23 protein-coding genes are annotated in these 26674 nt (G+C 64.4%); 15 read left to right on the top strand and 8 right to left on the bottom strand.

Annotation, left to right across the window (positions count from 1 at the left end; all coding sequences use genetic code 11):
• Positions 1-93: 93 nt before the first annotated feature.
• Positions 94-2100, bottom strand: coding sequence for an ATP-binding protein (locus tag KWG56_RS02510; protein WP_219353611.1), 2007 nt, complete (start codon positions 2098-2100; stop codon positions 94-96).
• Between the two features lie 116 nt (positions 2101-2216).
• Here KWG56_RS02510 and KWG56_RS02505 point away from each other — a divergent pair, with 116 nt between their 5' ends.
• From KWG56_RS02505 to KWG56_RS02490, 4 genes are all read left to right on the top strand, one after another.
• A complete protein-coding gene (locus KWG56_RS02505; protein WP_219353610.1) occupies positions 2217-2828 on the top strand; it encodes a TIGR02466 family protein in 612 nt (203 codons plus the stop codon).
• A gap of 70 nt (positions 2829-2898) precedes the next feature.
• Positions 2899-3825, top strand: a complete 927-nt coding sequence (locus KWG56_RS02500; protein WP_219353609.1) for an alpha/beta hydrolase — start codon at positions 2899-2901, stop codon at positions 3823-3825.
• Between the two features lie 368 nt (positions 3826-4193).
• The gene (gene ettA, locus KWG56_RS02495) at positions 4194-5861 is read left to right on the top strand and encodes an energy-dependent translational throttle protein EttA (RefSeq protein WP_201097146.1); all 1668 of its coding nucleotides are present in this window, start codon (positions 4194-4196) and stop codon (positions 5859-5861) included.
• Positions 5862-5890: 29 nt separating this feature from the next.
• On the top strand, positions 5891-6817 hold the full coding sequence (locus tag KWG56_RS02490) for a 2-hydroxyacid dehydrogenase (RefSeq protein WP_219353608.1): 927 nt from the start codon (positions 5891-5893) through the stop codon (positions 6815-6817).
• A gap of 2 nt (positions 6818-6819) precedes the next feature.
• On the opposite strand, the gene KWG56_RS02485 is transcribed toward KWG56_RS02490, so the two are convergent.
• A complete protein-coding gene (locus tag KWG56_RS02485; RefSeq protein ID WP_219353607.1) occupies positions 6820-7230 on the bottom strand; it encodes an EF-hand domain-containing protein in 411 nt (136 codons plus the stop codon).
• 119 nt (positions 7231-7349) lie between these two features.
• On the opposite strand from KWG56_RS02485, the gene KWG56_RS02480 reads away from it, so the two are divergent.
• Genes KWG56_RS02480 through metH form a run of 4 tightly spaced genes read left to right on the top strand, consistent with a single transcriptional unit; the run spans position 7350 to position 13025 of the window.
• Positions 7350-8309, top strand: coding sequence for an ArsR/SmtB family transcription factor (locus KWG56_RS02480; protein ID WP_201097143.1), 960 nt, complete (start codon positions 7350-7352; stop codon positions 8307-8309).
• On the top strand, positions 8309-9265 hold the full coding sequence (metF, locus tag KWG56_RS02475) for a methylenetetrahydrofolate reductase [NAD(P)H] (protein ID WP_219353606.1): 957 nt from the start codon (positions 8309-8311) through the stop codon (positions 9263-9265). Before KWG56_RS02480 ends, metF begins: the two co-directional genes overlap by 1 nt.
• The gene (locus KWG56_RS02470) at positions 9265-10359 is read left to right on the top strand and encodes a homocysteine S-methyltransferase family protein (protein ID WP_219353605.1); all 1095 of its coding nucleotides are present in this window, start codon (positions 9265-9267) and stop codon (positions 10357-10359) included. The genes metF and KWG56_RS02470 overlap by 1 nt, the downstream gene beginning before the upstream one ends.
• A complete protein-coding gene (gene metH / locus KWG56_RS02465) occupies positions 10359-13025 on the top strand; it encodes a methionine synthase (protein ID WP_219353604.1) in 2667 nt (888 codons plus the stop codon). The genes KWG56_RS02470 and metH overlap by 1 nt, the downstream gene beginning before the upstream one ends.
• Before the next feature lie 39 nt (positions 13026-13064).
• On the opposite strand, the gene KWG56_RS02460 is transcribed toward metH, so the two are convergent.
• The gene (locus KWG56_RS02460; protein WP_219353603.1) at positions 13065-13631 is read right to left on the bottom strand and encodes a hypothetical protein; all 567 of its coding nucleotides are present in this window, start codon (positions 13629-13631) and stop codon (positions 13065-13067) included.
• A 133-nt stretch (positions 13632-13764) separates the two neighbouring features.
• Positions 13765-16719 (bottom strand): TonB-dependent receptor plug domain-containing protein, encoded by a 2955-nt coding sequence (locus KWG56_RS02455; protein ID WP_201097130.1) that lies wholly within the window; start codon positions 16717-16719, stop codon positions 13765-13767.
• Between the two features lie 275 nt (positions 16720-16994).
• On the opposite strand from KWG56_RS02455, the gene KWG56_RS02450 reads away from it, so the two are divergent.
• Positions 16995-17525: a hypothetical protein gene (locus tag KWG56_RS02450; protein ID WP_219353602.1), complete on the top strand. Its 531-nt coding sequence runs from the start codon at positions 16995-16997 to the stop codon at positions 17523-17525.
• A 220-nt stretch (positions 17526-17745) separates the two neighbouring features.
• Positions 17746-18648, top strand: coding sequence for an MBL fold metallo-hydrolase (locus KWG56_RS02445; RefSeq protein WP_219353601.1), 903 nt, complete (start codon positions 17746-17748; stop codon positions 18646-18648).
• Here KWG56_RS02445 and KWG56_RS02440 read toward each other — a convergent pair.
• Entirely contained in the window at positions 18645-19325 is a 681-nt protein-coding gene (locus tag KWG56_RS02440; protein WP_219353600.1) for a DUF1499 domain-containing protein, read from the bottom strand. The genes KWG56_RS02445 and KWG56_RS02440 overlap by 4 nt on opposite strands.
• A 15-nt stretch (positions 19326-19340) precedes the next feature.
• Positions 19341-20978, bottom strand: a complete 1638-nt coding sequence (locus KWG56_RS02435) for a long-chain-fatty-acid--CoA ligase (RefSeq protein WP_219353599.1) — start codon at positions 20976-20978, stop codon at positions 19341-19343.
• Between the two features lie 158 nt (positions 20979-21136).
• On the opposite strand from KWG56_RS02435, the gene udk reads away from it, so the two are divergent.
• On the top strand, positions 21137-21784 hold the full coding sequence (gene udk, locus KWG56_RS02430; protein WP_219353598.1) for a uridine kinase: 648 nt from the start codon (positions 21137-21139) through the stop codon (positions 21782-21784).
• 223 nt (positions 21785-22007) lie between these two features.
• Here udk and pdxH read toward each other — a convergent pair whose 3' ends face one another.
• Complete coding sequence (pdxH, locus tag KWG56_RS02425) at positions 22008-22682, bottom strand: pyridoxamine 5'-phosphate oxidase (protein ID WP_219353597.1); 675 nt, start codon at positions 22680-22682, stop codon at positions 22008-22010.
• 116 nt (positions 22683-22798) lie between these two features.
• On the opposite strand from pdxH, the gene KWG56_RS02420 reads away from it, so the two are divergent.
• From KWG56_RS02420 to KWG56_RS02405, 4 genes are all read left to right on the top strand, one after another.
• The gene (locus KWG56_RS02420; protein ID WP_219353596.1) at positions 22799-23533 is read left to right on the top strand and encodes a DnaJ C-terminal domain-containing protein; all 735 of its coding nucleotides are present in this window, start codon (positions 22799-22801) and stop codon (positions 23531-23533) included.
• An 80-nt stretch (positions 23534-23613) separates the two neighbouring features.
• Entirely contained in the window at positions 23614-24699 is a 1086-nt protein-coding gene (gene aroC / locus KWG56_RS02415) for a chorismate synthase (protein WP_219353595.1), read from the top strand.
• Positions 24696-25115 carry a GNAT family acetyltransferase gene (locus tag KWG56_RS02410; protein ID WP_219353594.1) on the top strand — a complete coding sequence of 140 codons (420 nt, stop codon included), beginning with the start codon at positions 24696-24698 and terminating at the stop codon, positions 25113-25115. The genes aroC and KWG56_RS02410 overlap by 4 nt, the downstream gene beginning before the upstream one ends.
• A 188-nt stretch (positions 25116-25303) precedes the next feature.
• The gene (locus KWG56_RS02405; protein ID WP_219353593.1) at positions 25304-25642 is read left to right on the top strand and encodes a VOC family protein; all 339 of its coding nucleotides are present in this window, start codon (positions 25304-25306) and stop codon (positions 25640-25642) included.
• A 3-nt stretch (positions 25643-25645) separates the two neighbouring features.
• Here KWG56_RS02405 and KWG56_RS02400 read toward each other — a convergent pair whose 3' ends face one another.
• Entirely contained in the window at positions 25646-26656 is a 1011-nt protein-coding gene (locus KWG56_RS02400) for a hypothetical protein (RefSeq protein WP_219353592.1), read from the bottom strand.
• Positions 26657-26674 lie beyond the last annotated feature (18 nt).

Here is a 26674-nt window from a genome sequence, read left to right as displayed (position 1 = left end):
CAACACTTCTACAGCGTCAGAGACTTTGACCGACGTCAGCGGATGCAGCTGTCCTCATTAAATCTCAGACAGATAACTCCGTAAAAGTGTCGTTCAGACAGCCTCGGCTGATGCCTTCACCACCGCCAGCACGGTCGCTTCCGTGACCTGATCCCCGACGCTGGACGAGACGCTCTCGACCACCCCGTCGAAGGGCGCCGTCAGGGCGTGCTCCATCTTCATGGCCTCCAGCACCACGACAGGCTGTCCCTTGGTCACGACATCACCCGCCTTGGCCGGCGTGGCGACGATCTTGCCCGGCATGGGCGCGCGGAGGCTGCCGTCTGAAGCGGAACCTTCACCCTGCCCCCGCACATGGCTAATTGCTGTAACAGGCCAGGCGTCGCCATGCTCGAAGATGACTCCTTCGACGCCGCCCATGGCTCCAACATAGCCGAGCGTCACATCGTCACCGACGACGATCCGATCTCCAGCAGCGCGACTAACGACCGCTCGACCGTCGACTTCGATCTTCCAACTGAAATCTCCACGTCCGTTGCTCAGAGCCGATCCTTCGACTCTCTCGCCATTGATCTGCGTCTGAAACAACGCGCGCGACGGGCCATTAAGACGAAAGCCAACGGCCGCGCTGTCGGCATCCGACGACCAAGGCGACAGATATTCGCCCAGTTGCGGCGACAAATGATGATGGTCCGCGATCAGGTTCAACGCGGCGACTCTGGCGTCCGACGACGGCCCGCTTCCCAACAGCGCCGCCTCTTCTTCCGCGATGAAGCCCGTATCCACGTCGCCCGCCACAAACCGCGGATGGACCAGACAGCGTTTCAGGAAGCCCGCATTGGCCTTGACCGGCCAGACCTCGACCTCGCCCGCCGCCTCGGCCAGCCGCGCCGCCGCCGCTTCGCGCGTGTCTTCGTGCACGATCAGCTTGGCGATCATCGGGTCATAGAACTGGCTGACCTCGCCGCCCTGCTCCACGCCGGTGTCGACGCGGATGCGGTCAGGCATCACGAAATGCTCCAGCTTGCCGATGGAGGGCAGGAAGCCGTTGGCGGGGTCTTCCGCATACAGCCGCGCCTCCATCGCCCAGCCGTTCAGTTTGATCTCGTCCTGTTTCAGCGGGATCGGCTCGCCCGCAGCCACGCGGAACTGCCATTCGACCAGATCGACGCCGGTCACACTCTCGGTCACCGGGTGCTCGACCTGCAGTCGGGTGTTCATCTCCATGAACCAGACGCCGTCCGCCTTCAGCCCGTCAGAGGCGTCGGCGATGAACTCGATCGTGCCCGCCCCCACATAATTCACCGCCTTGGCCGCCTTGATCGCGGCCCCGGTTACGGCGGCGCGCACGGCCTCGCTCATGCCCGGCGCAGGCGCCTCTTCGATCACCTTCTGGTGGCGGCGTTGCAGCGAACAGTCGCGTTCATACAAGTGGACGACATTGCCGTGCTTGTCCCCGAACACCTGCACCTCGATGTGGCGCGGGCGGGTGATGTAACGTTCGATCAACACCCGGTCGTCGCCGAAGGCCGCGGCCCCCTCGCGCTTGGCGCTGGCCAGACCGGCGGCGAAGTCAGCCGGATCATCGACCCGTTTCATCCCCTTGCCGCCACCGCCTGCAACCGCCTTGATCAGCACCGGATAGCCGATCCGCGCGGCCTCTGCGGTCAGCGTCTCTTCCGACTGGTCCGCGCCCTGATAGCCGGGCGTCACCGGCACATCGGCCCTGATCATCAGATCCTTGGCTGCGTCCTTCAGGCCCATGGCCCGGATCGAGGACGGGTCCGGCCCGATCCAGATCAGCCCCGCCGCCGCGACGGCCTCCGCAAACTCGGCGTTTTCGGACAGGAAGCCATAGCCGGGGTGGATCGCCTCCGCCCCCGTCGCCTTGGCCGCGGCCAGCACTTTCGCGCCGTCCAGATAGCTTTCCCGCGCCGCAGCCGGGCCGATCAGGACCGCCTCATCTGCCTCTCGCACATGCAGGGCATGGGCGTCGGCCTCGGAATAGACGGCGATGGTGCGTATCCCCATCCGCTTGGCGGTGCGGAAGACACGGCAGGCGATTTCGCCGCGATTGGCGACAAGGACGGACTTGAACATAGCCCATCCTTAACCAGATCATGCGCATCAGGCGAGAGGGCGGGCGCCATCGTTCTCTCGTCCCAAAATGTGCGCCGCCAGTTCCCGTGCGGTCCTGAACCCGCTATCCCGCAGCCATGTCCCTGCGCCCCCTGTTCATCACCCAGGTCTATGAAGCCTCCCTCGCCGACGGCCGGGGCTGGCCCGACTTCAACGAACAACTGATCGACGTTATCCGCATGATGGCGGAAGAGGATGAAGCCGGCCGCCGCTGGTGCCGCGCCAACGCCTATCGGGGCTACACCTCCTATGGCTCGCTGAACGACCTGCCGCATCGCTTCCCCGAGTTCGCGGAGCTGAAACGCCATCTGGATCGCCACGCCGTCGCCTACGCCAAGGCCCTGAACTTCGACCTGGCGCGCAAGCCCCGGCTGGACAATCTGTGGGTCAATATCCTGAAGCCCGGCGGCGGCCACACCGGCCATATCCACCCGCACGCCTTCCTGTCTGGCACCGTCTATATCGACATCCCCGACGGCGCCTCGTCGCTGAAGCTGGAAGACCCTCGCCTGCCCTTCATGATGGCCCGCCCCGGCGTCACAGATGACGCGACCGAGGCCGAACGCCCCTTCGTATATCTGCGCCCTCAGGCGGGCACGGTGCTGATGTGGGAAAGCTGGCTGCGCCACGAAGTCCCGACCAATCAGGCCAAGTCTGACCGCATCTCCATCAGCTTCAACTACGCCTGAACGACGCGGCCGCCCCCTCAGCGCCACATTCAACCTTAGCCTCCCCGCAACGCTTCAGGGGGAATCACAAATGAAACGCTCGGGCCCGGCCGTTGCACTGATGGCCGTTCTCGCCGCCGCCTGCTCGCCCAAGGCAGACGCCCAGTCGTCGCCGCAAACCGCACCCCAGGCCCAGGCCGCCCAGGCGGAGGGCGCCCCCTATGTGCTGAAGGGCACCCAGGTCTGGACCGTGCCAGATCCGGTTTCGGGCCGCGACTACGAGGTCTTCGTCAGTCTGCCCGCCAGCTATGAGGCCAATCCCCAGCGACGTTATCCGGTGCTGTACGTCACCGACGCGGACTACGCCTTTCCCATCATCCGTCAGGTCGCCCGACGTGTGAATCTGGACGGCCCCCGCCTCGAGGAGTTCATCCTGGTCGGTCTGTCCTATTCGCGCGGCGACAGCGGCGTGGTCAGCCGCAATCGTGACTACACCCCCACGCCCAACGGCCCGCGCAGCGCCAGCAGCAACGTCCATGGCCAGGGCGCGGCCTATCAGACCTATCTGAAGAACGAAGTCCTGCCCTTCATCGACAACCGCTTCCGCGCCGACCCCGCGCGCCGCGTCCTGCTGGGTCATTCCTACGGCGGCCTGCTGGGCGCCCAGATCCTGTTCACCGACCCGTCGATGTTCCAGGCCTATGTGCTGGGCAGCCCGTCCTTCTGGTTCGACAAGCGCCACATCATGACGATGGAGGCCGCCTACGCTCGCAGCCACACCGACCTGCCCGCTGATGTCTTCATGTATGTCGGCGATTGGGAAGTGCCCGGCCCCAACCCCCGCAACACCAACGGCGCCAATCTGGTGCGCGACATGCAGACGATGGAGACGACGCTGAAGTCCCATCACTATCCGAACCTGCGCGTCCAATCCCTGGTCCTGACCGACGAAGACCACCTGACGGTGGCCCCGGTCGGCTTCACCCGCGGGCTTCTGGCGGTGCTGCCGGCGAAGTAGGCGCCTCACCTTCGTCATTGCATGGGAAATGTCATGGCTGCACCTGGACGGGGTTTCGCAGACCCCGCCAGCCCGCCGCAGGCTTATGGGGTTAGGCGATAAGACCGCCACCATTCAGCGCCCCGACCTTGCAGGTCGGCCACCCGCGCGCGGCGTCAAACCTTCGTCGAAACGGTAATTCTACAATCACACTCCGGGCGAAGGCCCGGCGCCCCGGCTTGCCCTCCACTCAGGCCTCCCAACATCGCAGCTACGGCGCGATGCCACAGTCGTTTGTGCGCGGCCTTATTTGCCCTTCGCGCTCCGGGTCGCTACATCCGCCCGAACCTCCCACGTCTAGACGAACCCGAAGGGCGAAACCGCACCTCATGGCGCAACAATATATTTTCCAGATGCAGGGTCTGACCAAGACCTTCCCTGGCGGCCGCAAGATTTTCGAAAACATCTGGCTCAGCTTCTATAACGACGCCAAGATCGGCGTCGTCGGCGTCAACGGCTCGGGTAAATCGACCCTGCTGAAGATCATGGCCGGCCTGGACACCGAGTTCACGGGTGAAGCCCGCGCCGCCGATGGCATCAAGCGCGGTTATCTGGAGCAGGAGCCCCAGCTGGATCCCGCCCTGAACGTTCGCCAGAACGTCGAGGCCTGGTGCGAAGAAAAGCAGTGGGTCAACCGCTTCAATGAAGTCGCCGCCGAACTGGGCGAAAACTACACCGACGAACTGATGGAGGAGATGACCAGCCTCCAGGAGAAGATCGACGCCGGCGACGTTTGGGACATCGACAGCCGCATCGACCAGGCCATGGGCGCTCTGCGCTGCCCGCCGGACGACTGGGAAGTCACCAACCTGTCGGGCGGTGAAAAGCGCCGCGTGGCCCTGGCCCGCCTGCTGCTGTCCAAGCCCGACATGCTGCTGATGGACGAACCGACCAACCACCTGGACGCCGAATCCGTCGCCTGGCTTCAGCACCACCTGGAGAACTTCCCGGGCTGCGTCATCCTGGTCACCCACGACCGCTACTTCCTGGACCAGGTCACCAAGTGGACGCTGGAGCTGGACCGCGGCAAGGGCCACCCGCACGAGGGCAACTACTCCTCATGGCTGGAAGCCAAGACCAAGCGCGTGGTGCAGGAACAGTCGGAATCCGAAGCCCGCCAGCGCGCCCTCACCCGCGAACTGGAATGGGTCCGTTCGGGCGCCAAGGCCCGTCAGGCCAAGTCCAAGGCCCGTCTGGCCGCCTACGAGCGGATGGTCGAGGAACAGGAATCGATGCGCGGCGCGCAAACGCACGCCCACATCCAGATCCCGCCTGGCCCGCGTCTGGGCAATGTGGTTCTGGAGGTCGAAGGCCTGCAGAAGTCGTATGGCGAGAAGACCCTGTTCGACAACCTGACCTTCAAGCTGCCGCCCAACGGCATCGTCGGAGTCATCGGCCCCAACGGCGCCGGCAAGTCGACCATGTTCAAGCTGATCACCGGCCAGGAACAGCCCGACGGCGGCACGATCAAGGTCGGCGAAACCGTCAAACTGGCCTATGTCGACCAGTCGCGCGACGATCTGAAGCCGGATGAAACCATCTGGCAGGCCATCTCGGGCGGCACCGACGTGATGATGGTCGGCAAGCGCGAGATCAACACCCGCGCCTATGTCGGCAGCTTCAACTTCAAGGGCGGCGACCAGCAGAAGAAGGTCGGCCAATTGTCCGGTGGTGAGCGCAACCGCGTCCACCTGGCCAAGACCCTGGCCTCCGGCGGCAACCTGATCCTGCTCGACGAACCGACCAACGACCTGGACATCGAAACCCTGCAGAACCTCGAAGAGGCTCTGGAGGAATTCGCCGGCTGCGCCGTGGTCATCTCCCACGACCGCTGGTTCCTTGACCGTCTGGCCACCCACATCCTCGCTTTCGAAGGCGACGGTCATGTGGAATGGTTCGAGGGCAACTTCGAAGCCTACGAACAGGACAAGATGCGCCGCCTGGGCGCCGACAGCATCATCCCCAAGCGCATCCAGCACCAGAAGTTCGGTCGCTGATCGACTGATCGATAAAGAGGAGCCGCTGCATGACCCAACGCCCCGCCGTTCTCATCATGCAGCGGCATCTCGCCCCGCTCTCGGGCTTCCTCGAGAGCGCCTACGACGTTTACCGCTTCTGGGAAGGCCCGCCGGTCGAGGCCGCCCACGATATCCGCGTCATGGTCGTCGCCGGGGAATACCCGCTCGACAAGGCGCTGATCGAACAGCTTCCCAATCTCAGCCTGATCGCCTGTTTCACCTCGGGCTATGACGGCATCGATATCGAATGGTGCCGCGCGCGCGGCCTGCCGGTCACCCATGCGCCCGGCGTCAATCACGAAGACGTCGCCGATCACGCGCTGGGCCTGATCCTAGCCGCGCGGCGCCAGATCGCATCCGGCGATCGCCAGGTCCGCTCAGGCGAATGGACGATCGAGACCCGCAACATCACCGCCTCTCTTGGCGGTCAGAAGCTGGGCGTCGTCGGCCTGGGCCATATCGGCAAGGCCGTCGCCAGCCGCGCCGAAACCTTCCGCATGGCGGTCAGTTGGTGGGGCCCGCGTCCACACGAGGCGCAATGGCCCCGCGCCGAATCCCTGCTGGCCCTGGCCAAGTCCAGCGACGTCCTGGTCGTGGCCTGCAAGGCGGATGAGACCAATCGCGGCCTGATCTCACGCGAAATCCTCGACGCCCTCGGCCCGGACGGACTGCTGGTCAATGTCTCGCGCGGGCAGGTGGTGGACGAAGACGCCCTGATCGCCGCGCTGAAATCGGGCGCCCTGGGTCAGGCCGCACTGGATGTCTTCATCGAAGAGCCGACCGATCCCACACGTTGGGCCGATGTGCCCAACACAGTCCTGACGCCCCACACCGGCGGCGCCACGACCGCCGGCGTGCAAGGCATGCTCGTGCTTCTGATCGAGAACCTACAGGCGCATTTCGCAGGCGAACCCTTGAAGACGCCCGTCGTCTGATCTCAGCGCTGCTGACGCTGGGGCCGTTCGTCCGCCGTCACGACGCCATCGCCGTTCTTGTCCAGCGTCTTGAACTCGGCCTGAACGCCCGCATCGAACTCGGCCCGCGTGATCCGGCCGTCGTTGTCCGCGTCGAACCGTGTCAGCATCCGCCCGCCGCGGCCGTTGGCCAACTCGGTCGCATCGACAACGCCGTCGTGATTGGCGTCCAGACGTTCGAACAACTGCCCCATCCGCGCCTGAAACTGCGCCAGGGTCTCACGTTCCGGCGGTCGCATTCCGCCCCATTGGCCGCCGCCCTGCCCCCCACCCATCGGCGGTCCCGCCATCTGCGGCGGCTCGGGGAAATCACTCTGGGCCAGGGCCGGGCCGGCGGCGGCAAGTGCGAAGGCGGCAATCAGCAGGATACGCATGGGACCACTCCAAAAGGGCTGCGAAACCTTGAACGCACGCACGAAGTTTTCCCGTCGCATCCTTATCTGAGAAGCGATTTCACTTGCCAAATCATATAAGGATATCTTTATATGATCGCATGAGCCTGTCCGCTGATCAGACTGTCGAAGCCCTGCGCGCCGCTGGCGAGCCGACCCGCCTGCGCGTCCTCTCGCTGCTGGCGGGAGAAGAGCTGTCGGTCATGGAGATGTCGCGGATTCTGGACCAGAGCCAACCCCGCGTCTCGCGCCATCTGAAGCTGATGACCGACGCCGGTCTGATCGAACGCTTCCCGGACGGCGCCCGCGTCTATTACCGCCTGTCGCACGACGCTCAGGCCCGCAGACTGATCGACACAGTGCTGGATATTCTGGCCGAAGACGCCGGTGAAGCCGATCACCGTCGCCTTGATGAAGTCCGCAAGGACCGCGAGGAAGCCGCTGTCAGCTATTTCGAACAGGTCGCGCCCCAGTGGGACCGCCTGCGCAGCCTCTATGTCAGCGAAAGCGCCGTCGAAGCCGCGCTGGAGAAGGCCGTCGGCCCCGGCCCGTTCGAGCGCGTCGTCGATCTGGGCACCGGCTCGGGCCGGATGCTGACCCTGTTCGGCAAGAAGGCGAAAATGTCCGTCGGGCTGGATCTCAGCCAGAACATGCTCAACATCGCCCGCACCAATGTCACCAAGGCGGGCGTTGAGCAGGTCGAACTGCGCCACGGCGACATCTTCGCCACCCGCCTGCCCGCCGCCAGCGCCGATCTGGTGATCGTCCACCAGGTGCTGCACTACCTTTCCGACCCCGCCGCCGCCGTCGCCGAGGCCTGCCGCCTGGTCAGCCCCGGCGGGCGTCTGGTCATCATCGACTTCGCCCCGCACGACTTCGAACACATGCGCGAGGCCCATCAGCATCGCCGTCTCGGTTTCGCCGACAGCGAGATCAACGGCTGGCTGCAGGATGGCGGCCTGACGCCGTCCGCCCCTATCGCCCTGCCGCATGACGCCGAGGGCCTGACCGTGACCATCTGGACGGCGGAACGCCGCCTCCAGGACAGAAAGACCGCCTGATGGCCTCCCCCGCTCCGCTCAATCTGGCCGAAGCCCGCGCCCTGCTGCTGTCGCCGCTCGGCCCCGTCGCCCGTGCGGGGTCGAACCGTAACGAGGTGCGCGTCTCGTTCGAATTCTTCCCGCCCAAGTCAGACGAGGCCGAGGCCAATCTGTGGAAGGCCATCCGGCGGCTGGAGCCGCTGAACCCCGCCTTCGTCTCCGTCACCTATGGGGCGGGCGGCTCAACGCGTGAACGGACCCACCGGACGGTTCAGCGCATCATCACCGAAACCTCCCTGCGCCCCGCCGCCCACCTGACCTGCGTCGACGCCAGCCGCGAAGAGGTCGATGAGGTTATCGAGGGCTACAAGACCATCGGCGTCGATCATATCGTCGCCCTGCGCGGCGATCCGCCCGGCGCATCCGGCATCGGCGGCGCCTATCAGCCCCGCGCCGACGGCTACGCCAACGCCACCGAATTGACCGCCGCCATCAGCCGCATCGGCGGCTTCGATATCACGGTCGGCGCCTATCCCGAACGCCACCCCGAAAGCCCCTCCATCGACCACGACATTGATGTGCTGAAGGCCAAGGTGGATGCGGGCGCCACCCGCGCCGTCAGCCAGTTCTTCTTCGACATCGACGCCTTCCTGCGCTTCCGCGACCGGGTGCGGGCGGCGGGCGTGACTATTCCGCTGATCCCCGGCGTCATGCCGGTGTCCAACTTCAACGGCCTGAAGCGGATGTGCGGCTCGTGCGGCGCGTCGGTGCCGGACTGGCTGGCCGGGCATTTCGACGGGCTGGACGACGATCCCGAGACCCGCAAGCTGTTGGCCGCCTCCGTCGCCGCCGAAACCTGCGCCCGTCTGCAGGAAGAGGGCTTCAGCGACTTCCACTTCTACACCCTGAACCGCGCCGATCTGGTCTATGCGATCTGTCGCGTGCTGGGCGTGCGTGAAACCAAGGCCGTCGCGTAATGACATCCCCCCTGACCCGCCCGGAACGGATCGCCGCCCTGCACGCGGCGGCCAAGGAACGCATTCTGGTCCTCGACGGATCATGGGGCGTGATGATCCAGCGGCGTGGGCTGAACGAGGCCGACTTCCGCGGCGACCGCTTCGTGACCGCCAACGGCTACAACGAAAAGGACCAGATGAAGGGGAACAACGACATCCTCTGCATCACCCGCCCCGACGTCATCTCCGACCTGCACGACCAGTATTTCGCGGCGGGCGCCGATATTTCAGAGACCAACACCTTCTCTGCGACCACCATCGCCCAGGATGACTATGCCCTGGACGCGCAGGCTGTGTGGGACATCAATCTGGAAGGCGCCAAGCTGGCCCGCGCCGCCGCTGACCGCTGGACCGAGAAAGAGCCGCACAAGCCCCGTTTCGCCGCTGGCTCCATCGGCCCGCTGAACAAGATGCTGTCCATGTCGTCCGACGTGAACGACCCCGGCGCGCGGCTGGTCACCTTCGACCAAGTGTACGAAGCCTATCGCCAGCAGGTGAAGGCCCTGAACCAGGGCGGCGTCGACCTGTATCTGATCGAAACCATCACCGACACGCTGAATTGCAAGGCCTGCATCAAGGCCATCAAGGATCTGGAGGACGAGGGGCTTGATCCCCTGCCCATCTGGATTTCCGGCACCATCACCGACCGTTCGGGCCGCACCCTGTCGGGCCAGACGGCCGAGGGTTTCTGGAACAGCGTGCGCCACGCCAAGCCGTTCGCCGTCGGCTTCAACTGCGCCCTGGGCGCCGACCTGATGCGCCCCTTCATCGCCGAACTGAGCCGCGTCGCCGACACGCTCGTCGCCGCCTATCCCAACGCGGGCCTGCCCAACGCCATGGGCCAGTACGACGAACAGCCCCACGAAACCGCCCACTTCATTGAGGAATGGGCCGCCTCCGGCCTGGTCAACATCGTCGGCGGCTGCTGCGGCACGACGCCCGACCACATCAAGCATGTTGCCGAAGAGGTCGCTCCGCTGAAGCCCCGCGCCATCCCGGAACGCCCGGTGGCCCTGCGCCTGTCGGGACTTGAACCGTTCGAGCTGGCTTCCTGATGCGTCCCGTCTTCATCAACGTCGGCGAACGGACCAACGTCACCGGCTCGGCCAAATTCCGCAAGCTGGTGGTCGAGGGGAACTATTCCGCCGCCCTGGACGTCGCCCGTCAGCAGGTTGAGGCGGGCGCCCAGATCATCGACATCAACATGGACGAGGGCCTGCTGGACGGCGTCGTCGCCATGCGGACCTTCCTGAACCTGATCGCGGCCGAACCCGACATCGCCCGCGTGCCGGTCATGATCGACTCATCCAAATGGGAGGTCATCGAGGCAGGCCTGAAATGCGTTCAGGGCAAGCCGATCGTCAACTCGATCAGCATGAAGGAGGGCGAACAGGCCTTCCGCGAACACGCGATCAAATGTCTGCGCTACGGCGCCGCCGTCGTGGTCATGGCCTTTGACGAAGTGGGTCAGGCCGACACCGCCGCCCGCAAGATCGAGATCTGCACCCGCGCCTACAACATCCTGGTCAACGAGGTCGGCTTCCCGCCCGAGGACATCATCTTTGACCCCAATATCTTCGCCGTGGCGACGGGGATCGAGGAGCACGACAACTACGCCGTCGACTTCATCGAGGCGGTCAAGGTCATCAAGGCCACCCTGCCCTACGCCCGCGTCTCGGGCGGCGTGTCGAACGTCTCGTTCAGCTTCCGCGGTAATGAGCCGGTGCGCCGGGCGATCCACAGCGTCTTCCTGTATCACGCCATCAATGCGGGCATGGACATGGGCATCGTCAATGCGGGCGACCTGCCCGTCTATGACGACATCGACCCGGTGTTGAGGGAGGCCGTCGAGGACGTGATCCTGAACCGCCCGCAGCGGACCAATGTGTCCAACACCGAGCGGCTGGTGGACATGGCGCCCACCTACAAGGGCGAAAAGGGCGCGGCTCGCGTCGTCGATCTGAAATGGCGCGACGCTCCGGTCGGCAAGCGGATCGAGCACGCTTTGGTGAACGGCATCACCGAATATATCGACGCCGACACCGAAGAGGCGCGCCTCTCGGTCGAACGCCCTCTGCACGTCATCGAAGGCCCGCTGATGGACGGGATGAACGTGGTCGGCGACCTGTTCGGATCGGGCAAGATGTTCCTGCCGCAGGTGGTGAAATCCGCCCGCGTGATGAAACAGGCCGTCGCCTGGCTCGAACCCTTCATGGAGGCCGAAAAGGCCGGTAAACCCCGCGAACAGGCAGGCCGGATCCTGATGGCGACGGTGAAGGGCGACGTCCACGACATCGGCAAGAATATCGTCGGCGTCGTGCTGCAATGTAACAACTACGAGGTCATCGACCTGGGCGTCATGGTCCCGGCCGACCGCATCCTGGACGCCGCCATTGAGCACAAGGTGGACATCATCGGCCTGTCCGGTCTGATCACCCCGTCGCTGGACGAGATGGTCTTCGTCGGCGCCGAGATGGAGCGTCGCGGGTTCGACATCCCCCTGCTGATCGGCGGCGCCACCACCAGCCGCACCCATACGGCGGTCAAGATCGAACCCGCCTATCGTCGCGGCTCGACCACCTATGTCATCGACGCCAGCCGCGCCGTCGGCGTGGTCGCAGGCCTGCTGTCCCCGACCGATCGGGCCAGGAACGAAGCCGCCACCCGCGACGAATACATCCGCATTCGCGAACAGTACGCCCGCGGCCAGGAGATCAAGGCCCGCGCCACCCTGGCCCAGGCGCGCGAGAACCGCTTCCGCCCCGATCCGTCCCAGCCCATGCCGGGCGCCCCGTCCTTCATCGGGGTGAAGGCGTTCGACGCCTGGGACCTGCAGGACCTGGCCGACCACATCGACTGGACCCCCTTCTTCGCCAGTTGGGAGCTGATCGGCCGCTATCCGCTGATCCTTGAGGACGAAATCGTCGGCGAGGCCGCACGCGACCTGTTCAATGACGCCCAGACCATGCTGAAGCGCATCGTCGAAGAGAAATGGTTCACGGCAAAGGGTGTCGTCGGCTTCTGGCCCGCCCGCGCTGTCGGCGACGACATCGCTGTCTTCTCGGACGAAACCCGGTCACAGGAGATCGCCCGTTTCCACACGCTGCGCCAGCAGATCAAGAAGTCGAACGGCAAGCCGAACCTGGCGTTGTCCGATTTCATCGCCGAGGAAGGCGATGACTACATCGGCGCCTTCGCCGTCACCGCTGGCCACGGCGAACTGGAAATCGCCAAACGATTCAAGGACGCAGGCGACGACTATTCGTCCATCATGGCCACGGCGCTGGCCGACCGCCTTGCCGAGGCCTTCGCCGAACGCCTGCACAAGGAAGTCCGCACCCAGCTGTGGGGCTACATGCCGGACGAGGTCACCAGCGTCGATGACCTGATCGCCGAGCAATATCAGGGCATCCGCCCCGCCCCGGGCTATCCAGCCCAGCCTGACCACACGGAAAAGGCCACCCTGTTCCGCCTGCTGAACGCGGGCGAGAACGCAGGCATGGCCCTGACCGAAAGCTTCGCCATGACGCCCCCGGCCTCGGTCTCGGGCCTCTATTTCGGCCATCCCGGCAGCCACTATTTCGGCGTCGGCAAGATCGACCGCGATCAGGTGGAGGACTACGCCCGCCGCAAGGGGATGGAGGTCGCCGTCGTCGAACGCTGGCTTTCCCCCATCCTGAACTACGATCCCTACGCCGCACCACGCGAAACGGCGGCCTGAGCGCCAGCTCAGACCGCCGTTACAGATCACCAGCGTCGATCAGTTGGCGGCGGGCTCTTCCAGACCGACGTCCGCCGGCGTCGCGGGCGGCGTCGTGATGTTGTTTCGAATGCGGCGCGCCGCGTGTTCGCAGCGACCCGGCAGGCCATAGAACAGGCCGAACGACTGGCTGCGCGCCGCCTCGTCCTGACTGGCCAGCAGCGGCGCCCACTGCGCCTTGGCCGCAGCAGCCGCCTGTTGCGCCGCGGCCTTCGACGCCGCCGTCTGACGCGGTTCAGCCGCCGCCAGGGCGCTGCGGAAATCCTGTGCCTCCAGACGGCCCAGACGCACCAGTTCCGTATCCTCAGGCGAACGGTTGGTCAGCGTCTCGCCCAAATCCGCATGACCCGTCACCAACGCATCGCACCAGGCCACCAATGGATAATCCTGCGTCGGCGCCCCGCGCGGCAGCGTGTTCGAATAGGCGATGGCTTCCCGCGTCCTCAACGCATCCGCGCTTTCGTTCGAACGGTTCGTGACGATCGGACCATCCTGATCCTGCGCGAAAGCCGCAGCCCCCAAACTGACGGCAATCGCTACGGCAATGAAGATGCTATTTTTATTCATGAAATTCCTCGACCCAGGGATGGGCTGCGCAACCCAAACGAAAGCAACGCTTACCCAGGCAAATGGTTTTAATGGGGCGAAAAAAAGCGGCGAGCAAAATGCTCGCCGCTCCCAGTGCTAGATCGAATGACTTTTAGAAGTCAGCCGTGATGCCGATGAACATGAATCGACCCATTGCATCGTAGGTTTGTGGATAGGTGTTGTTATTGCCGGTGGTGCCAACGCTGTACGATAGCGGAGGATCGCGATCGAAGACGTTGTTGATGCCGACGCGCAGCTTCATATTGTCACGCAGTTGCACGTTGGCAGCCAGATCGAAGTAGTTTTGTGCATCGAAACTGCTGTCAAGACGTCCCGGACCGGCGACGTTATCGACGCCACCGTAGTAACGCCACGTAGCCGACAGGTCAGCGTTCCAAGGCATCTGCCAGGTCACACGCGCGCGGTGACGCCACTCATTCTTGGGCGTTCCGCACTCACCGGCAAACTTACCGACACAGTCATATACGGCAGCACCCGCGCCCGGATCGGTTTCCATCTTGTCGAGCCACGAACCGACCATGTTGAAGGCCAGACTGCCGTAAGTGTCCAAACCAAAGCGGTCGAGGCCGACGTTGTAGTTGACGTTCACATCGATGCCCGAAGTCTTCAAACCACCAATATTGGTGTTGAAGGCCTCGACATATCCACCCGTTGTCCAGAGGGTGCCAATGTTGCTGCGAACGACACGCGCACACGCATCCGCCTGGTTGTTAACATAGCAGTTATCGAGGGTGACCAACGGATCAATGATGTCGATCCGGTTCTTCAGATCAATATTGTAGTAATCGACGGAGATATTGAGGCCACGCACGAACGAAGGAGCGAACACTGCCCCGAACGTGTAGGTGTCCGCCGTTTCAGGCGCGAGGTCCGGGTTACCGCTCTGCAAGTAATTGTACTGCCCGGCTGGGCTTTCCAACAAACCGCCGACCAGGCCGTACTGAGCGGACGGAACGCCGGTTGCTACGCACTGAGCAAGCGTCGCTGTCGGATTCGGCCCGCAAGGGTCGCCATCCGCATCAAACAGGTTCAGGCCTTGCGGGCGGAACAGTTCGATAACATTCGGCGCTCGCGTCGTTCGCGCCAAGCTGGCCCGGAAACGAAGATCCGAGACAGGGGCCCAGTCGATGCCAAACCCGTAGGCGTCAGACTTGAACTTGTCGTAGGTCGAATGGCGGTACGAGCCGTTGATCGACACCTGGTCTGCAAAGGGACGCCCCTCGATGAGCGGCAGACGGAATTCGCCGAACAGATCATAGACCTGAACAGAACCAGCCACGCTCTTCGTGGGTCCGCCTTGCCCGGCCAGATCACCCGTTTCAAACGAGGTGTCCGAAGTTGCGACAAGCTTGTCGCGACGATATTCGGCGCCGAAAGCGACTTGCAGGCCGCCATCAGCCCATGGGCTGCTGACATACGAACTCAGATCGCCCGTCACAGCAAGCGTGATAACCTGCTGTTCCGTGGCCCCGCGCTGAAGGCCCGGGGTCTGGAGATAGGCCAAGGCTTCCGGCGTGACGCCATCCGGCGAATAGATGTTGTAAGGAACGCAGGCGGCATCAACGGCAGCCAACGGACCGGTTGGGCCGTCGGGATCGATCGCCGAAACGCAAGCAGCCTTGCCCGTTGCGGGGTCGATCGCCACATCAAGCGCACGTCCAATACGCTGGTTCGAGAAATCGTTCAGATAAGTGCGGCTAAGGCTGACCTTCGAATAACTGGCGGCCAGATCGTAGCTCCAAGTGTCGCTCAAATCACCGCGGATGCCGACGACCCCGCGATAGTTCTGGGAACCAATGGAATCCTGACGACCGCCGCCTTCGACGTTACGACGACCAATCAGCACTTCAACCGTATCAACACCTGGAGCACAACCCAACGCAGTCGCCTGAGCGCCCGACAGAAGAGGATTGTCACAGCTGATGTTGTAGCCGCCGTTTGCCGACGTGCCGCCGCCGAAGAATACACCGGAAGGAGCGATCTGAGCGACGGTGCTGTAATCGCTAAAGCTCAGGCTGGTGAAGGCTTCAATCTTATCATTGACCTTGTAGGTCCCGTAGGCGCCCAGGGTGTAGCGTTCATCAGGGCGCTGATAGTGGTTCAGCGGGCCAAAATTATAGGCGTCGTCACCCGTATAGTTGCGGAAACCACCGCCACTGGCGACAGTCAGGTTGGCGCCATTCTCCAATGAGTTGAACCGCCCGGTCGCATTGGTGCTGGAGCCGCCGCATACAAAGCTGCCTGCATTCTCGCCACCCAGCGAACAAGAGGAATAGTCGCGATCACGACCCAGGATCTTGTTGTTCTTGCGATAGCCTGCGTAAGCTGTGAGGTTGCCACGTCCATCCGGGGCGTTCACCCCCATGATAATGGTGACTTCACGGCTAAAGCCGTCCATCACATTGTCATCCGGCAGCTTGAACTGTGAAGGGTTGCCAGCCGCACGACCTTCAATGACACTGCGCAGGTTGCCTGGACCGTCATAGTCGTTGTGATGCTGATAGAAGCCGTACTGGGCATCGATCCGCAGCCCTTCGAAGTCTTTCTTCATGATGAAGTTGACCACGCCGGCGATGGCGTCAGAGCCATAAACAGCTGCTGCGCCGCCCGTCAGGACTTCCACACGATCAACCAACTGACCCGGAATCTGGTTCAGGTCGGCAGCCGTATCATTAGGCGAACCATAACCCATGCGGCGACCGTCGATCAGAACCAGCGTACGGTCCGAGCCAAGCCCCCGGAGATCGACCGTAGCAGTGCCCGACGCGCCATTGGCGACAGTTGAGTTTTGAGCAGCAAACGCTTGGGGCAGTTGGTTGATCAGATCTTCAACGCGGGTAACGCCCTGAACATTGATATCCTCTCCGGTAACCTGGGTCACCGGGCTGGTGGTTTTCAGATTCGCTTGAGGAATACGCGACCCCGTCACGACGATGTCTTCGACCTGTGCAGTACCCGTCGTGGATTGCGCCATTGCTGGCGCAGCTAGACCAACGAGGGTGATCCCCGCGATGATCGTAGATGCGAGCAAGAACTCGCGTTTCATCCGATTCTTCAAAACCCACCCTCCTGAGATTCCAGCAACCATATAACTAAGGCTTAGCTGCTATTGTTAAGTTGAAGCGCCCGCCAGATTTTTATGGCGCATTCACACTGGCAGGTTAGGCACGCACATCATAAACTCGCCATGGAAATTACATATTAGCCACGATCATGGCACCACACTGTCACTCCTTAGCCACATTACCCCAACGCTAAGCTTTGATGTAGTTGATGATGAGCGCCCGAAATTAGGGTCATTTTTTTACCCATGGAGCCCAGATGAAGTTCACAATTGCGGCTGCAACCCTGATGATAGGCATCAACATGCCCATCGCTACCTCTGCGGCGCGACAAGCTTCAGATCAAAAATCTGTGTTATTTGAACAGCTCGCAGCGTGTCGCACGATAGCGAATGACACAGAACGACTCGCCTGCTTTGATCAGCGCGCTTCAACATTCGAAACGGCGCAACGAACCGGAGACGTGGTTGTCGTTGATCGCAGTCAAATCCGCCAGGCTAGACGCCAGCTGTTCGGATTCGAGCTTGGCTCCATGCCAGACATTTTCGCGGGCCATCAAGCTGAGGCCCCAATTGACGCCATTGAGACGTCGCTCACTTCCGCAGTCCAAGGGGGCGATGGAAAGTGGGTGTTCAAGCTCGCCGATGGCTCGGAATGGCGCCAAATAGACTCTGATCCCGTGCGTTTTCGCAATCAGGAGGGAATACAAATTCGCATTCGACGCGCTGCGCTTGGAAGCTATCAGCTTGTCGCGGGCAACAGTCGGGCCGTGCGGGTTCGTCGGCAGTAATAGACTATCGCTCAACCGCCACGCGACTGGCGTAAGGCGCAGGTTCCGGCGTGCAGGAGGCTGTGATCAGTTGCGCCGCCATGAGACAGATTATGGCGGCGGCTATCGGTTGCAGCCGATTTGAGACAGCGTAGGTGAGCGTGCGGGCCACAATGAGCACTCCGGGACAGGTTACCGAGACCTTAACGCAAGGCCTGAGCCACGATTGGAGCGCCCCGCTATGATTCCCTATGTGCGCCAGTTCGACTTCGCCTATGGACGGCGCGATCAGGTTTCACCGCTGATCCAGAGGGTGATTGCGGATAATCCGGGCCCCTTCACCTTCACCGGCACGGGGACCTATATCGTCGGCAAACCGGAGGCTGGTGCGGCCGTGGCGGTGATTGATCCGGGGCCGCTGGACGACGCCCATCTGGCGGCCCTGCTGGCGGCGGTCGAGGGCCGCACCGTCAGTCATGTGCTGGTCACCCACACACACCGCGATCACGCGCCGTTGGCCCGCCCCTTCGCCGCTACGACGGGGGCGACGATTCTGGCGGCCCAGCCGCCTGCGCGCGACACCCATGCCTCTGGCGCGCTGGATGAGGATGACGACGCCGACTTCGCGCCCGATGTCGTCCTGAGCGGCGGAGAGGTCATGGCGGGCGACGGCTGGACGATGGAGGCGGTCTTCACGCCCGGCCATGCGTCCAACCACATGGCGTTTGCGCTGCATGAGGAAAACGCCCTGTTCAGCGGCGACCACGTCATGGGCTGGTCAACCACTGTGGTGGCCCCGCCGGACGGGAATATGCGCGACTATTTGAGAAGCCTGGATACGGTCATCGCGCGTGAGTTCACGACCCTCTGGCCGACACATGGTCCGCCGATCACAGAGGTCAGGCTCTTCCTGGAGGCCTATCGCGCGCACCGACTGGATCGCGAGGCGCAGGTGTTGGCGCGGTTGAGGGCGGGCGACCGCACCATCGCCGACATGGTGCCGGTGCTCTACGCCGCCGTGGATCAGCGGCTGTGGCCCGCCGCTTCACTGTCGGTTCTGGCGCATCTGATCAAGCTGGTTGAGGACGGGGTGGTCGCGGCTTCTCCGGCTCCTGCCCTATCGGCTGAGTTTCGCCTGATCTAGCGAACCTCGGCTTCCAGAGCCTCGACGATCTTGGCTGTCAGACGGCAGGTGGCGCCGCCGTCCGGACGTGCATCCCGAGCGACCACACGAATATCGGTGCGGCCCGGTCGGATGCGGATAACGGCGTCATAGGCGAAGCCGAACCAGGCCCCCTCATGCACACCCTCGACCTGGAAGGTGGTGGCGCGCGTGACGGGGAAGCCGGCATCAACAAGGGCCGAACTGGCTTGTTGGGCCAGGACCTGGCTGGGGATCGACCGGGCTGCCGGACAGGCGGCCGGGTCGGTGAAGGTCGAATGGCGGTTCAGATCGGCCAACTGCGCCGCGGGCGGTTCTTCCACATTGGTTGAGACGTCGCGCGGAGTGTCTTTCGACAGTTGATTCTGCTGCCACAGGAAGCCGCCGACCGTCATGCCCGACAGGATCAGGGCGATGGCGGCGTAAACGCCCCTGCCCTTCAGATCCCGCAGCGCCAGCACCACCGCGACGAGCGCCCCTGCCAGACCGATCCAAGCCAGCCCACGCGCCACGGTCCACGTCAGCAGGTCATAGCTGATCGAAAGGTCCAGACCGCCGAACCGCGTCGCCGCAATCGCCGCCACGATCAGAACCCCTGGCGCGGCCGCAAGGGCGGCCAGCCAGGGCAGAACGGCGGGAACAGGCTTTCTGGACGGCATCTGGACCTATGGGGATCAGGCGGAAGGCGTGGTTTCCGGCAGACGGTAGTCCTTCATCCGCTCGCGCAGAAGCTTCTTGTCGATCTTGCCGGTGGCGCCCAGCGGGATTTCGTCCACCGCCACCACGTCGTCAGGCATCCACCATTTGGCGATCTTGCCCTGCAGGAAGTCGAGATGCTCCTGCTTGTCCAGCGTCTCGCCCTGTTTCAGCTTCAGCAGCAGGACCGGACGTTCATCCCACTTCTTGTGGGCGGCGCCGATGACGGCGGCCAGTTCGACCTTGGGGTGGCCGACGGCGATGTTCTCGATCTCGATAGAGCTGATCCACTCGCCGCCTGACTTGATCACATCCTTGGAGCGGTCGGTGATCTGCATGAAGCCCAGTTCGTCGACCGTGGCCACGTCGCCAGTGTCGAAGAAGCCGTCGTGGTCCAGAATGGCGTCATCCTGACGGAAATAGGCGCGCGCCACGGTCGGCCCCTTGACCAGCAGGTGCCCATAGGTTCGGCCGTCATGCGGCAGGATCTGGCCCGCGTCGCTCTTCAGCTCCAGTTCTACACCCAGCGGCGGCGTGCCCTGTTTGATGCGGTACTTGATCTGCTCGTCATAGGGCATGTTCGCCGTCTCGGGCGTCATGTTGGACAGGGTGCCGATGGGCGAGGTCTCGGTCATGCCCCAACCCTGCAGCACCTCGATGCCGAACTCGTCGTTGAAGGCGCGGATCAGGCTTTCCGGCACGGCGGCGCCGCCGATCAGCACACGGGTCACGCTCGAAAGTTTGAGGTTGTTCTCCCGCATATGGGTCAGCAGGCCCTGCCAGACGGTCGGCACCGCGGCGGAGAAGGTGACCTTCTCCGTCTCCAGCAGTTCATAGATGGATGCGCCGTCCATCTTCGGTCCTGGCATGACCAGTTTGGCGCCCGACGCCGGGCCGACGAAGGCGATGCCCCAGGCATTGGCGTGGAACATCGGCACGACTGGCAGGATCACCTCGGTCGTCTTGGCCCCGACCACCGTCGACTGCATGGCCATAAAGGTGTGCAGGAAGTTGGAGCGGTGCGAATACAGCACCCCCTTGGGGTTACCCGTCGTGCCCGAAGTGTAGCAGAGGCCGCAGGCGGTGTTTTCCTCAAAATCGCCCCAGACCACATCCGCCGACTGGCCCGCCACGACCCGCTCATAGGCTTCGGCCTTGGGCAGTTTAGTCGCAGGCATATGGGCCTCGTCAGTCATGACGATCACCCGCTCGACCTTGGGAATATGCGGCAGGATGGCTTCGAGCAGCGGCACGAAGGTCAGGTCGACGAAGATGATGCGGTCTTCGGCGTGATTGATGATGTAGACCAGCTGCTCGGGGAACAGACGCGGGTTCAGGGTGTGGCACACGGCGCCGATGCCCATGACTCCATACCAGGTCTCGATATGACGGTCGTTGTTCCAGGCCAGGGTGGCGACGCGGTCGCCCGGCTTGACGCCCCAGTCCTTCAGGGCGTTGGAGACGCGCTTGGCGCGGTCGTGGATCTGGCCATAGGTGGTGCGCGTGATCGGCCCTTCGACCGAACGGGTCACCACTTCGCGGTCGCCATGCCAGTTTTTGGCGTGGTCGATGATCTTGTCGACCGTCAGCGGCCAGTCCTGCATCAAGCCCAGCATCGTATCGTTCCTGTCCCTTGGATGCGCCTGCTCTACATGCGGCGCTTGGCAAGACGCTATATTCGTTATCAATGTTAAGCAACGTGACCAAAGGTAAGCTTTGACGCGGCGGATCGTCTCCAGTGGCGCAAAACGGCGACGCGCTCTAGAAGCCGCGCATGGCTATACTGATCGCGATTACGGGGGGCTCTGGCTCCGGCAAGTCCACCCTGGCTGAGGCCCTCGTCTCATCCCTGCCGCAGGGAGGCGCGGTTCTGGTGCGCGAGGACTCCTATTACCGCGACGCCGCCTCGGTGCCGGATTTCGACGCCGACACCTTCGACTTCGATGACGTAGCCGCCCGCGACCACGACCTGATGATCGCCGACCTGAAAGCGTTGAAGGACGGCCGCGCCGTCACCGCTCCCGTCTATTCCTTCATCCATCACGGGCGAGAGCCTGAAGGCGAACCGATCCCCGCCGCCGAGGTGGTGGTGGTCGAGGGCATTCACCTGCTCTGCACGCCCGAACTGACCCAGTTGTTCGACATCCGCGTCTTCGTCGATACGCCTGCCGACATCCGCTTCATCCGCCGACTGCTGCGCGATCAGGCCGAACGCGGCCGCTCGGCTGATTCCATCGTGTCGCAATATCTGGCCACCGTGCGCCCCGGCCATGAGCGCCTGACCGAACCGTCCCGCGTCCACGCCGATTTCGTTGTCGCCGATGCGACGGCGGCTGTGCGTCTGGAAGACCCGCAGGCCGTGGTGCGCCTCGCCGCGCCGGTGCTGGCGCACCCGCTGTTGCAGGGCTTCCTGGGGCGCTGAGCCTCGCCTTCGGCAAAGGCAATAAGGAAGCTCAGAGCCAATCGACATTTAGTTGATCGATCTCTCGGCTCGTCATTCCGGGGCTGAACGAAGTGAAGAACCCGGAATCCAGGTGCGCAGTCATGCCGCTAGACGCATTCGACGCCTGATACCGCCCCCTCGGTTTCGGGTTCGTCCTGCGGACGCCCCGGAATGACGGCTTTTTGCTAACTGTCGATTTGGTCTAGGGCCACAGACGCTCCGACGCCCAGCCATCCCCTGCCCGCAGGAAACGCAGCCGGTCGTGCAGGCGGAACGGGCGATCCCGCCAGAACTCCACCGACTGCGGCATGACACGCCAGCCGGTCCAGCGCTCGGGCCGGTCAACCTCATGGCCGTCGAACCGCGCCGTCTCGCGCGCCACGGCGGCCTCCAGCGTCTCGCGCGCATCCAAAACCCGCGACTGGTCCGAGGCCCAGGCGCCGATCCGGCTTTCGCGGGCGCGGCTGGCGAAATAGGCGTCCGCCTCCTCCACCGTCACCGGCTCGACGGCGCCGCGCACCCGCACCTGGCGACGCAGCGACTTCCAGTGGAAGGTCAGGGCCGCCACCGGACGCGCCGCAAGCTCCAGCCCCTTGGCGCTTTCGCGGTTGGAGTAGAAGGTGAAACCCCGTTGATCCACGTCCTTCAGCAACACGATCCGCGCATCCGGCAATCCGTCCGCATCCACGGTCGACAGGGTCATGGCATTGGAATCATTGACCTCATGCGCGCCGGCATCGGCCAGCCACTCGATGAACAGGCTGATCGGCTCGGGTCGGGCGAAGATGCTCTCGTCGCCATTGGCGGCCAGGGCTGCGGCATAGTCGCGGGCGTATTCCTCACGCGACGGGCTGGGCGGGATCACAGGAGCAGTCATGCCGCCTGATTACGCCCCGCAAGCGCCGCTGCAAATGATCGAGATCAAGTCACAGGCCGCAAAAAACGAATCACAGTTAACCCGCTCTTGACCATGATTGGGGAACGGTAGGGGGCATGAGCGCCATCCGTTCCCGTTCTGATGCTGTTTCCGTTCGCGAGGCCCTGTCGATTCTGGGTCTGCACGGCGCCGTGGACGCCGCCTCCCTGAGCGCCGCCTTCCGGGCTGCTGTGAAGTCGGCCCGTCCAGATCAGCCGGGCGGCGATGACGACCGTTTCCGCCGCGTGATCGCCGCCTATCGCCTTATCCAGGCCAGCGGCGGCGCCCTGCCCGCGCTTGAGGCGCCCAAGATCAAGCCCGCTCCCGCACCTGTGCTGGCCATCACCCCGATGCAGGCGATCAACGGCGCCCAGATCGACCTGCGGCTGGGCGCCCGCACCATGCGGGTCAAAGCCCCCGCCGGTCTGCGCACCGGCGAACACCTGCGTCTGCGCGGCGGCGGCGAGGACGGGGCGGACCTGTACCTGCCCGTGCTGATCCGGCCCGCAGGCGGCCTGTCGGTGCTGGGCGACGACCTGTTCATGACCGCATCCACCAGCCCCCGCACCCTGAGCGAAGGCGGGCGCGTCGAGATCGAGACCCACATCGGCGTCCGGTCCGCGTGGATCATGCCGGATGCGCCCGAGCCCGTGCGTCTGCGCCTGCGCGGCCTGGGCCTGCCGGCGCGCGGCAGCCGGTCCGCAGGCCACCTGTTCGTCACCCTGACGCCGTGTGAGGACGCACCCTCGGCGGCGGAAGACCTGCTGCTGCGCTTCAACCGCGTCTGGACGCCGCAAAGACTGGCCGCCTGAGACGCAGTTCCGCATGTTTCGCGCGCACCGGAACGCCATCAGCGGTTCCGTCTGAAACGATCATGCTCTAAGTCGGCCCCATGTCGCACAATACCTTCGGCCATCTGTTTCGCGTGACCACCTGGGGCGAGAGCCACGGCCCGGCCATCGGCTGCGTCGTCGACGGCTGCCCGCCGCTGATCCCCCTGACCGAAGCCGACCTTCAGCCCTGGCTGGACCAGCGCAAGCCCGGCGGCTCGCGCTTCGTGACCCAGCGTCAGGAAAGCGACACGGCCCGCATCCTGTCGGGCGTGTTTGATGACGGCGACGGCCCGGTGACCACCGGGACGCCCATCTCGATCATGATCCAGAACGAGGACCAGCGGTCCAAGGATTATGGCGAGATCGCCCGCGCCTATCGCCCTGGCCACGCCGACTACGCCTATCAGGCCAAATACGGCGTGCGCGACTATCGCGGCGGCGGACGCTCCTCGGCGCGTGAGACGGCCAGCCGCGTCGCGGCCGGCGCCGTGGCCCGCAAGCTTCTGGGCGACGGCGTCAAAATCCGCGCAGGCGTGGTCCAGATCGGTCCGCACCGGATTGAGGCCGAGCAGATCGACTTCGACGCCGTTCACACCAATCCGCTGTTCGCCGCATCGACCGCCGTCGTGCCCGAGTGGGAGGCCTATCTGGACGGCGTCCGCAAGGCTGGCTCATCCATCGGCGCCGTCGTCGCGCTGGAGGTCACGGGCGTCCCCGCTGGCTGGGGCGCGCCGCTGTACGGCAAGCTGGACTCTGAGCTGGCCGCCGCCCTGATGTCGATCAACGCGGCCAAGGGGGTCGAGATCGGCGCGGGCTTCGGCGCCGCCGAACTGTCAGGTGAAGAAAACGCCGACGAAATGCGTCTGGACCTGAACAGGCAGCCGGTCTTCCTGTCCAACAAGGCGGGCGGCGTCCTGGGCGGCATCTCGACGGGCCAGCCGGTCACGGCGCGGGTGGCCTTCAAGCCGACCTCCTCCATCCTGACCACGCGCCAGACCATCACCCGCGACGGCGAGGAAACCGATCTGCGCACCAAGGGCCGCCACGACCCCTGTGTCGCCCTGCGCGCCGTTCCGGTGGTCGAGGCCATGGCCGCCTGTGTCCTGGCCGACGCCTTCCTGAGGCACCGCGCCCAGGTCGGATGAACCTGATCCGCCCCATCGCCGACGGCGACGAAGCCGCCGTCATCGCCCTGTGGTCCGCCTGCGGCCTGACCCGTCCGTGGAATGATCCGGCGCAGGATCTGCGCCTGGCGCGCGACACCGCGACCGCTACCATTCTGGTGGCGACGGGTGACGACCGGATCATCGGCACGGTCATGACCGGGTTCGAAGGACACCGGGGCTGGGTCTATTATCTGGCGGTCGATCCCGCGCATCGCGGCGCAGGTCTGGGGCGCCTGCTGATGACGGCGGCGGAAGCCTGGCTGAAAGCTCAGGGTGCGCCGAAACTTCAACTGATGGTGCGCGCGGACAATGCCGCGGCGCTGGGCTTTTACGAGCGGCTGGGCCTGGAGCGGCAGGACGTCGTAGTGCTGGGCCGCAGGCTGGACGGGCGATAGGCTTCCGGCGCCGACCGGCTCTCCACGGGCCGTTCATCCTGGCGCATCAGGGCCATCAGGCCCGACAGTCCCGTCGTCATCACGATCATGGATCGACTCCTGCAACTGCGAACCGTTTGCAGGTTTGCGCATGTTTCGGCTGCATGCAAGAGGGGATGGTCGGTGGCGTAAACCTCAGGAGATCAACCGTGCGTGAAGACGGCAAGCTGGACTATCTCGAACTGCCCGCGACCGACATGGCCCAGACCAAGGACTTTTACACCAAGGCGTTCGGTTGGACCTTCGTGGACTACGGCCCGACCTACGCGGCCTTTGATCAGGGGCTGGACGGCGGCTTCGACGCGGACGCCGAGCGCACGAAGACGCCCCTGCCCGTCCTTTACGCCCACGATCTTGAAGCCATGCAGGCCAAGGTCGAGGCAGCGGGCGGCACGGTGCTGAAGCCGATCTACAGCTTCCCCGGCGGGCGTCGTTTCCACTTCGCCGATCCGGCAGGAACCGAAATGGCCGTCTGGTCCGAGACCTAGCCTCTAGCGCAGGTCGACCGACTGGCCGATCCGTTCAGCCAGGTCCCGGTCCGCAACCTCGACGCTGGCGACCCAGACGTGGATTTCACGCGGGGCGGTCTGGCGTTGGAACAGATGCTCCAGCGCCAGGCGCCGCCCGCCCTCTGTCACGACGATGGAGGCGCGGCCGGCCGCATAGACCTGTTCGCCATCATAGATCGGAAACTGCGACGCTGGTCCCGCATAGATCATCAGCAGAGTCTGGCTGCCCCGCCGCACGGAATAGACGTTCCCGTCCGTCCCGGCAGGCATGCGCACGATGCTGAATCCGCTCTGCAGATCGACCGAGAACGGCAGGGCCGCAATCTCATCAGGCGTCAGGGCGCGCGCCGCCGTCGCCGGATTCGTCGCTGGCGACGTCGCTTGAGGTGCGACCGATGCAGGGCTCTGAGCGGGCGCTGGTGTCGCAACAGGCGGCGCCGTCGCCGGACGGGGCGGCACAGCGGCGGGCGGCGACGGCCTTAAATTGGGGCTTGTCGCAGCAGGCGTGGCCGGAGCAGTTGCAGGCGGCGTCACGGTTGGCGTCGGCGCAGGTGCAGCCTGACGGGGCGGGGCGGCCGCAGGCCTGGCCTGTGCAGGAGTCGCCGTCGCTGAAGTCGCCGGTGTCGCGGGCGTGCTGACGGGCGGGGCCGCTGCAGTCGGCGCTGCAGCGGTTGGCCGCGTCGCTGACGGCGGCAAACTGTTCAGATCATGGGTCAGGGATGAGGCTGGTGCGGCCGCTGCGGCGGGCCTGGGCGTCTGAGGCGCGGGCGTCGCAGGTCGAGATGTCGGCGCGGCGGCAGCGGGTGCGGGTGCGGACGCCGGACGTGCAGCAAGCGCAGGCGTCGGCTGCAGCACCGGCACCGGCGCTGCGCCAGCCGAGGCCGACGGCGGCAGACTGTTCAGATCGCGCGTCAGATCCGATCCCGGACGCTGGGCGGGCGGGGTCGTCTGCCCGGACAACAGGGCGGCGGCGGCGAGTGCGATCATCGACATGCGCCGACCATTACGCTC

It is taken from the genome of Brevundimonas nasdae (genome assembly GCF_019395145.1).
Taxonomy (GTDB): domain Bacteria; phylum Pseudomonadota; class Alphaproteobacteria; order Caulobacterales; family Caulobacteraceae; genus Brevundimonas; species Brevundimonas nasdae.
The sequence above is the reverse complement of the archived record's forward strand: the minus strand, read 5'-3'. Positions and strand labels throughout refer to the sequence as shown.

Bases quoted from the DNA above. Each gene is read 5' to 3' on its own strand.
- KWG56_RS02510 (WP_219353611.1), bottom strand. From the start codon at position 2,100: ATGTTCAAGTCCGTCCTTGTCGCCAATCGCGGCGAAATCGCCTGCCGT.
- KWG56_RS02505 (WP_219353610.1), top strand. From the start codon at position 2,217: ATGTCCCTGCGCCCCCTGTTCATCACCCAGGTCTATGAAGCCTCCCTC.
- KWG56_RS02500 (WP_219353609.1), top strand. From the start codon at position 2,899: ATGAAACGCTCGGGCCCGGCCGTTGCACTGATGGCCGTTCTCGCCGCC.
- ettA (WP_201097146.1), top strand. From the start codon at position 4,194: ATGGCGCAACAATATATTTTCCAGATGCAGGGTCTGACCAAGACCTTC.
- KWG56_RS02490 (WP_219353608.1), top strand. From the start codon at position 5,891: ATGACCCAACGCCCCGCCGTTCTCATCATGCAGCGGCATCTCGCCCCG.
- KWG56_RS02485 (WP_219353607.1), bottom strand. From the start codon at position 7,230: ATGCGTATCCTGCTGATTGCCGCCTTCGCACTTGCCGCCGCCGGCCCG.
- KWG56_RS02480 (WP_201097143.1), top strand. From the start codon at position 7,350: ATGAGCCTGTCCGCTGATCAGACTGTCGAAGCCCTGCGCGCCGCTGGC.
- metF (WP_219353606.1), top strand. From the start codon at position 8,309: ATGGCCTCCCCCGCTCCGCTCAATCTGGCCGAAGCCCGCGCCCTGCTG.
- KWG56_RS02470 (WP_219353605.1), top strand. From the start codon at position 9,265: ATGACATCCCCCCTGACCCGCCCGGAACGGATCGCCGCCCTGCACGCG.
- metH (WP_219353604.1), top strand. From the start codon at position 10,359: ATGCGTCCCGTCTTCATCAACGTCGGCGAACGGACCAACGTCACCGGC.
- KWG56_RS02460 (WP_219353603.1), bottom strand. From the start codon at position 13,631: ATGAATAAAAATAGCATCTTCATTGCCGTAGCGATTGCCGTCAGTTTG.
- KWG56_RS02455 (WP_201097130.1), bottom strand. From the start codon at position 16,719: ATGAAACGCGAGTTCTTGCTCGCATCTACGATCATCGCGGGGATCACC.
- KWG56_RS02450 (WP_219353602.1), top strand. From the start codon at position 16,995: ATGAAGTTCACAATTGCGGCTGCAACCCTGATGATAGGCATCAACATG.
- KWG56_RS02445 (WP_219353601.1), top strand. From the start codon at position 17,746: ATGATTCCCTATGTGCGCCAGTTCGACTTCGCCTATGGACGGCGCGAT.
- KWG56_RS02440 (WP_219353600.1), bottom strand. From the start codon at position 19,325: ATGCCGTCCAGAAAGCCTGTTCCCGCCGTTCTGCCCTGGCTGGCCGCC.
- KWG56_RS02435 (WP_219353599.1), bottom strand. From the start codon at position 20,978: ATGCTGGGCTTGATGCAGGACTGGCCGCTGACGGTCGACAAGATCATC.
- udk (WP_219353598.1), top strand. From the start codon at position 21,137: ATGGCTATACTGATCGCGATTACGGGGGGCTCTGGCTCCGGCAAGTCC.
- pdxH (WP_219353597.1), bottom strand. From the start codon at position 22,682: ATGACTGCTCCTGTGATCCCGCCCAGCCCGTCGCGTGAGGAATACGCC.
- KWG56_RS02420 (WP_219353596.1), top strand. From the start codon at position 22,799: ATGAGCGCCATCCGTTCCCGTTCTGATGCTGTTTCCGTTCGCGAGGCC.
- aroC (WP_219353595.1), top strand. From the start codon at position 23,614: ATGTCGCACAATACCTTCGGCCATCTGTTTCGCGTGACCACCTGGGGC.
- KWG56_RS02410 (WP_219353594.1), top strand. From the start codon at position 24,696: ATGAACCTGATCCGCCCCATCGCCGACGGCGACGAAGCCGCCGTCATC.
- KWG56_RS02400 (WP_219353592.1), bottom strand. From the start codon at position 26,656: ATGTCGATGATCGCACTCGCCGCCGCCGCCCTGTTGTCCGGGCAGACG.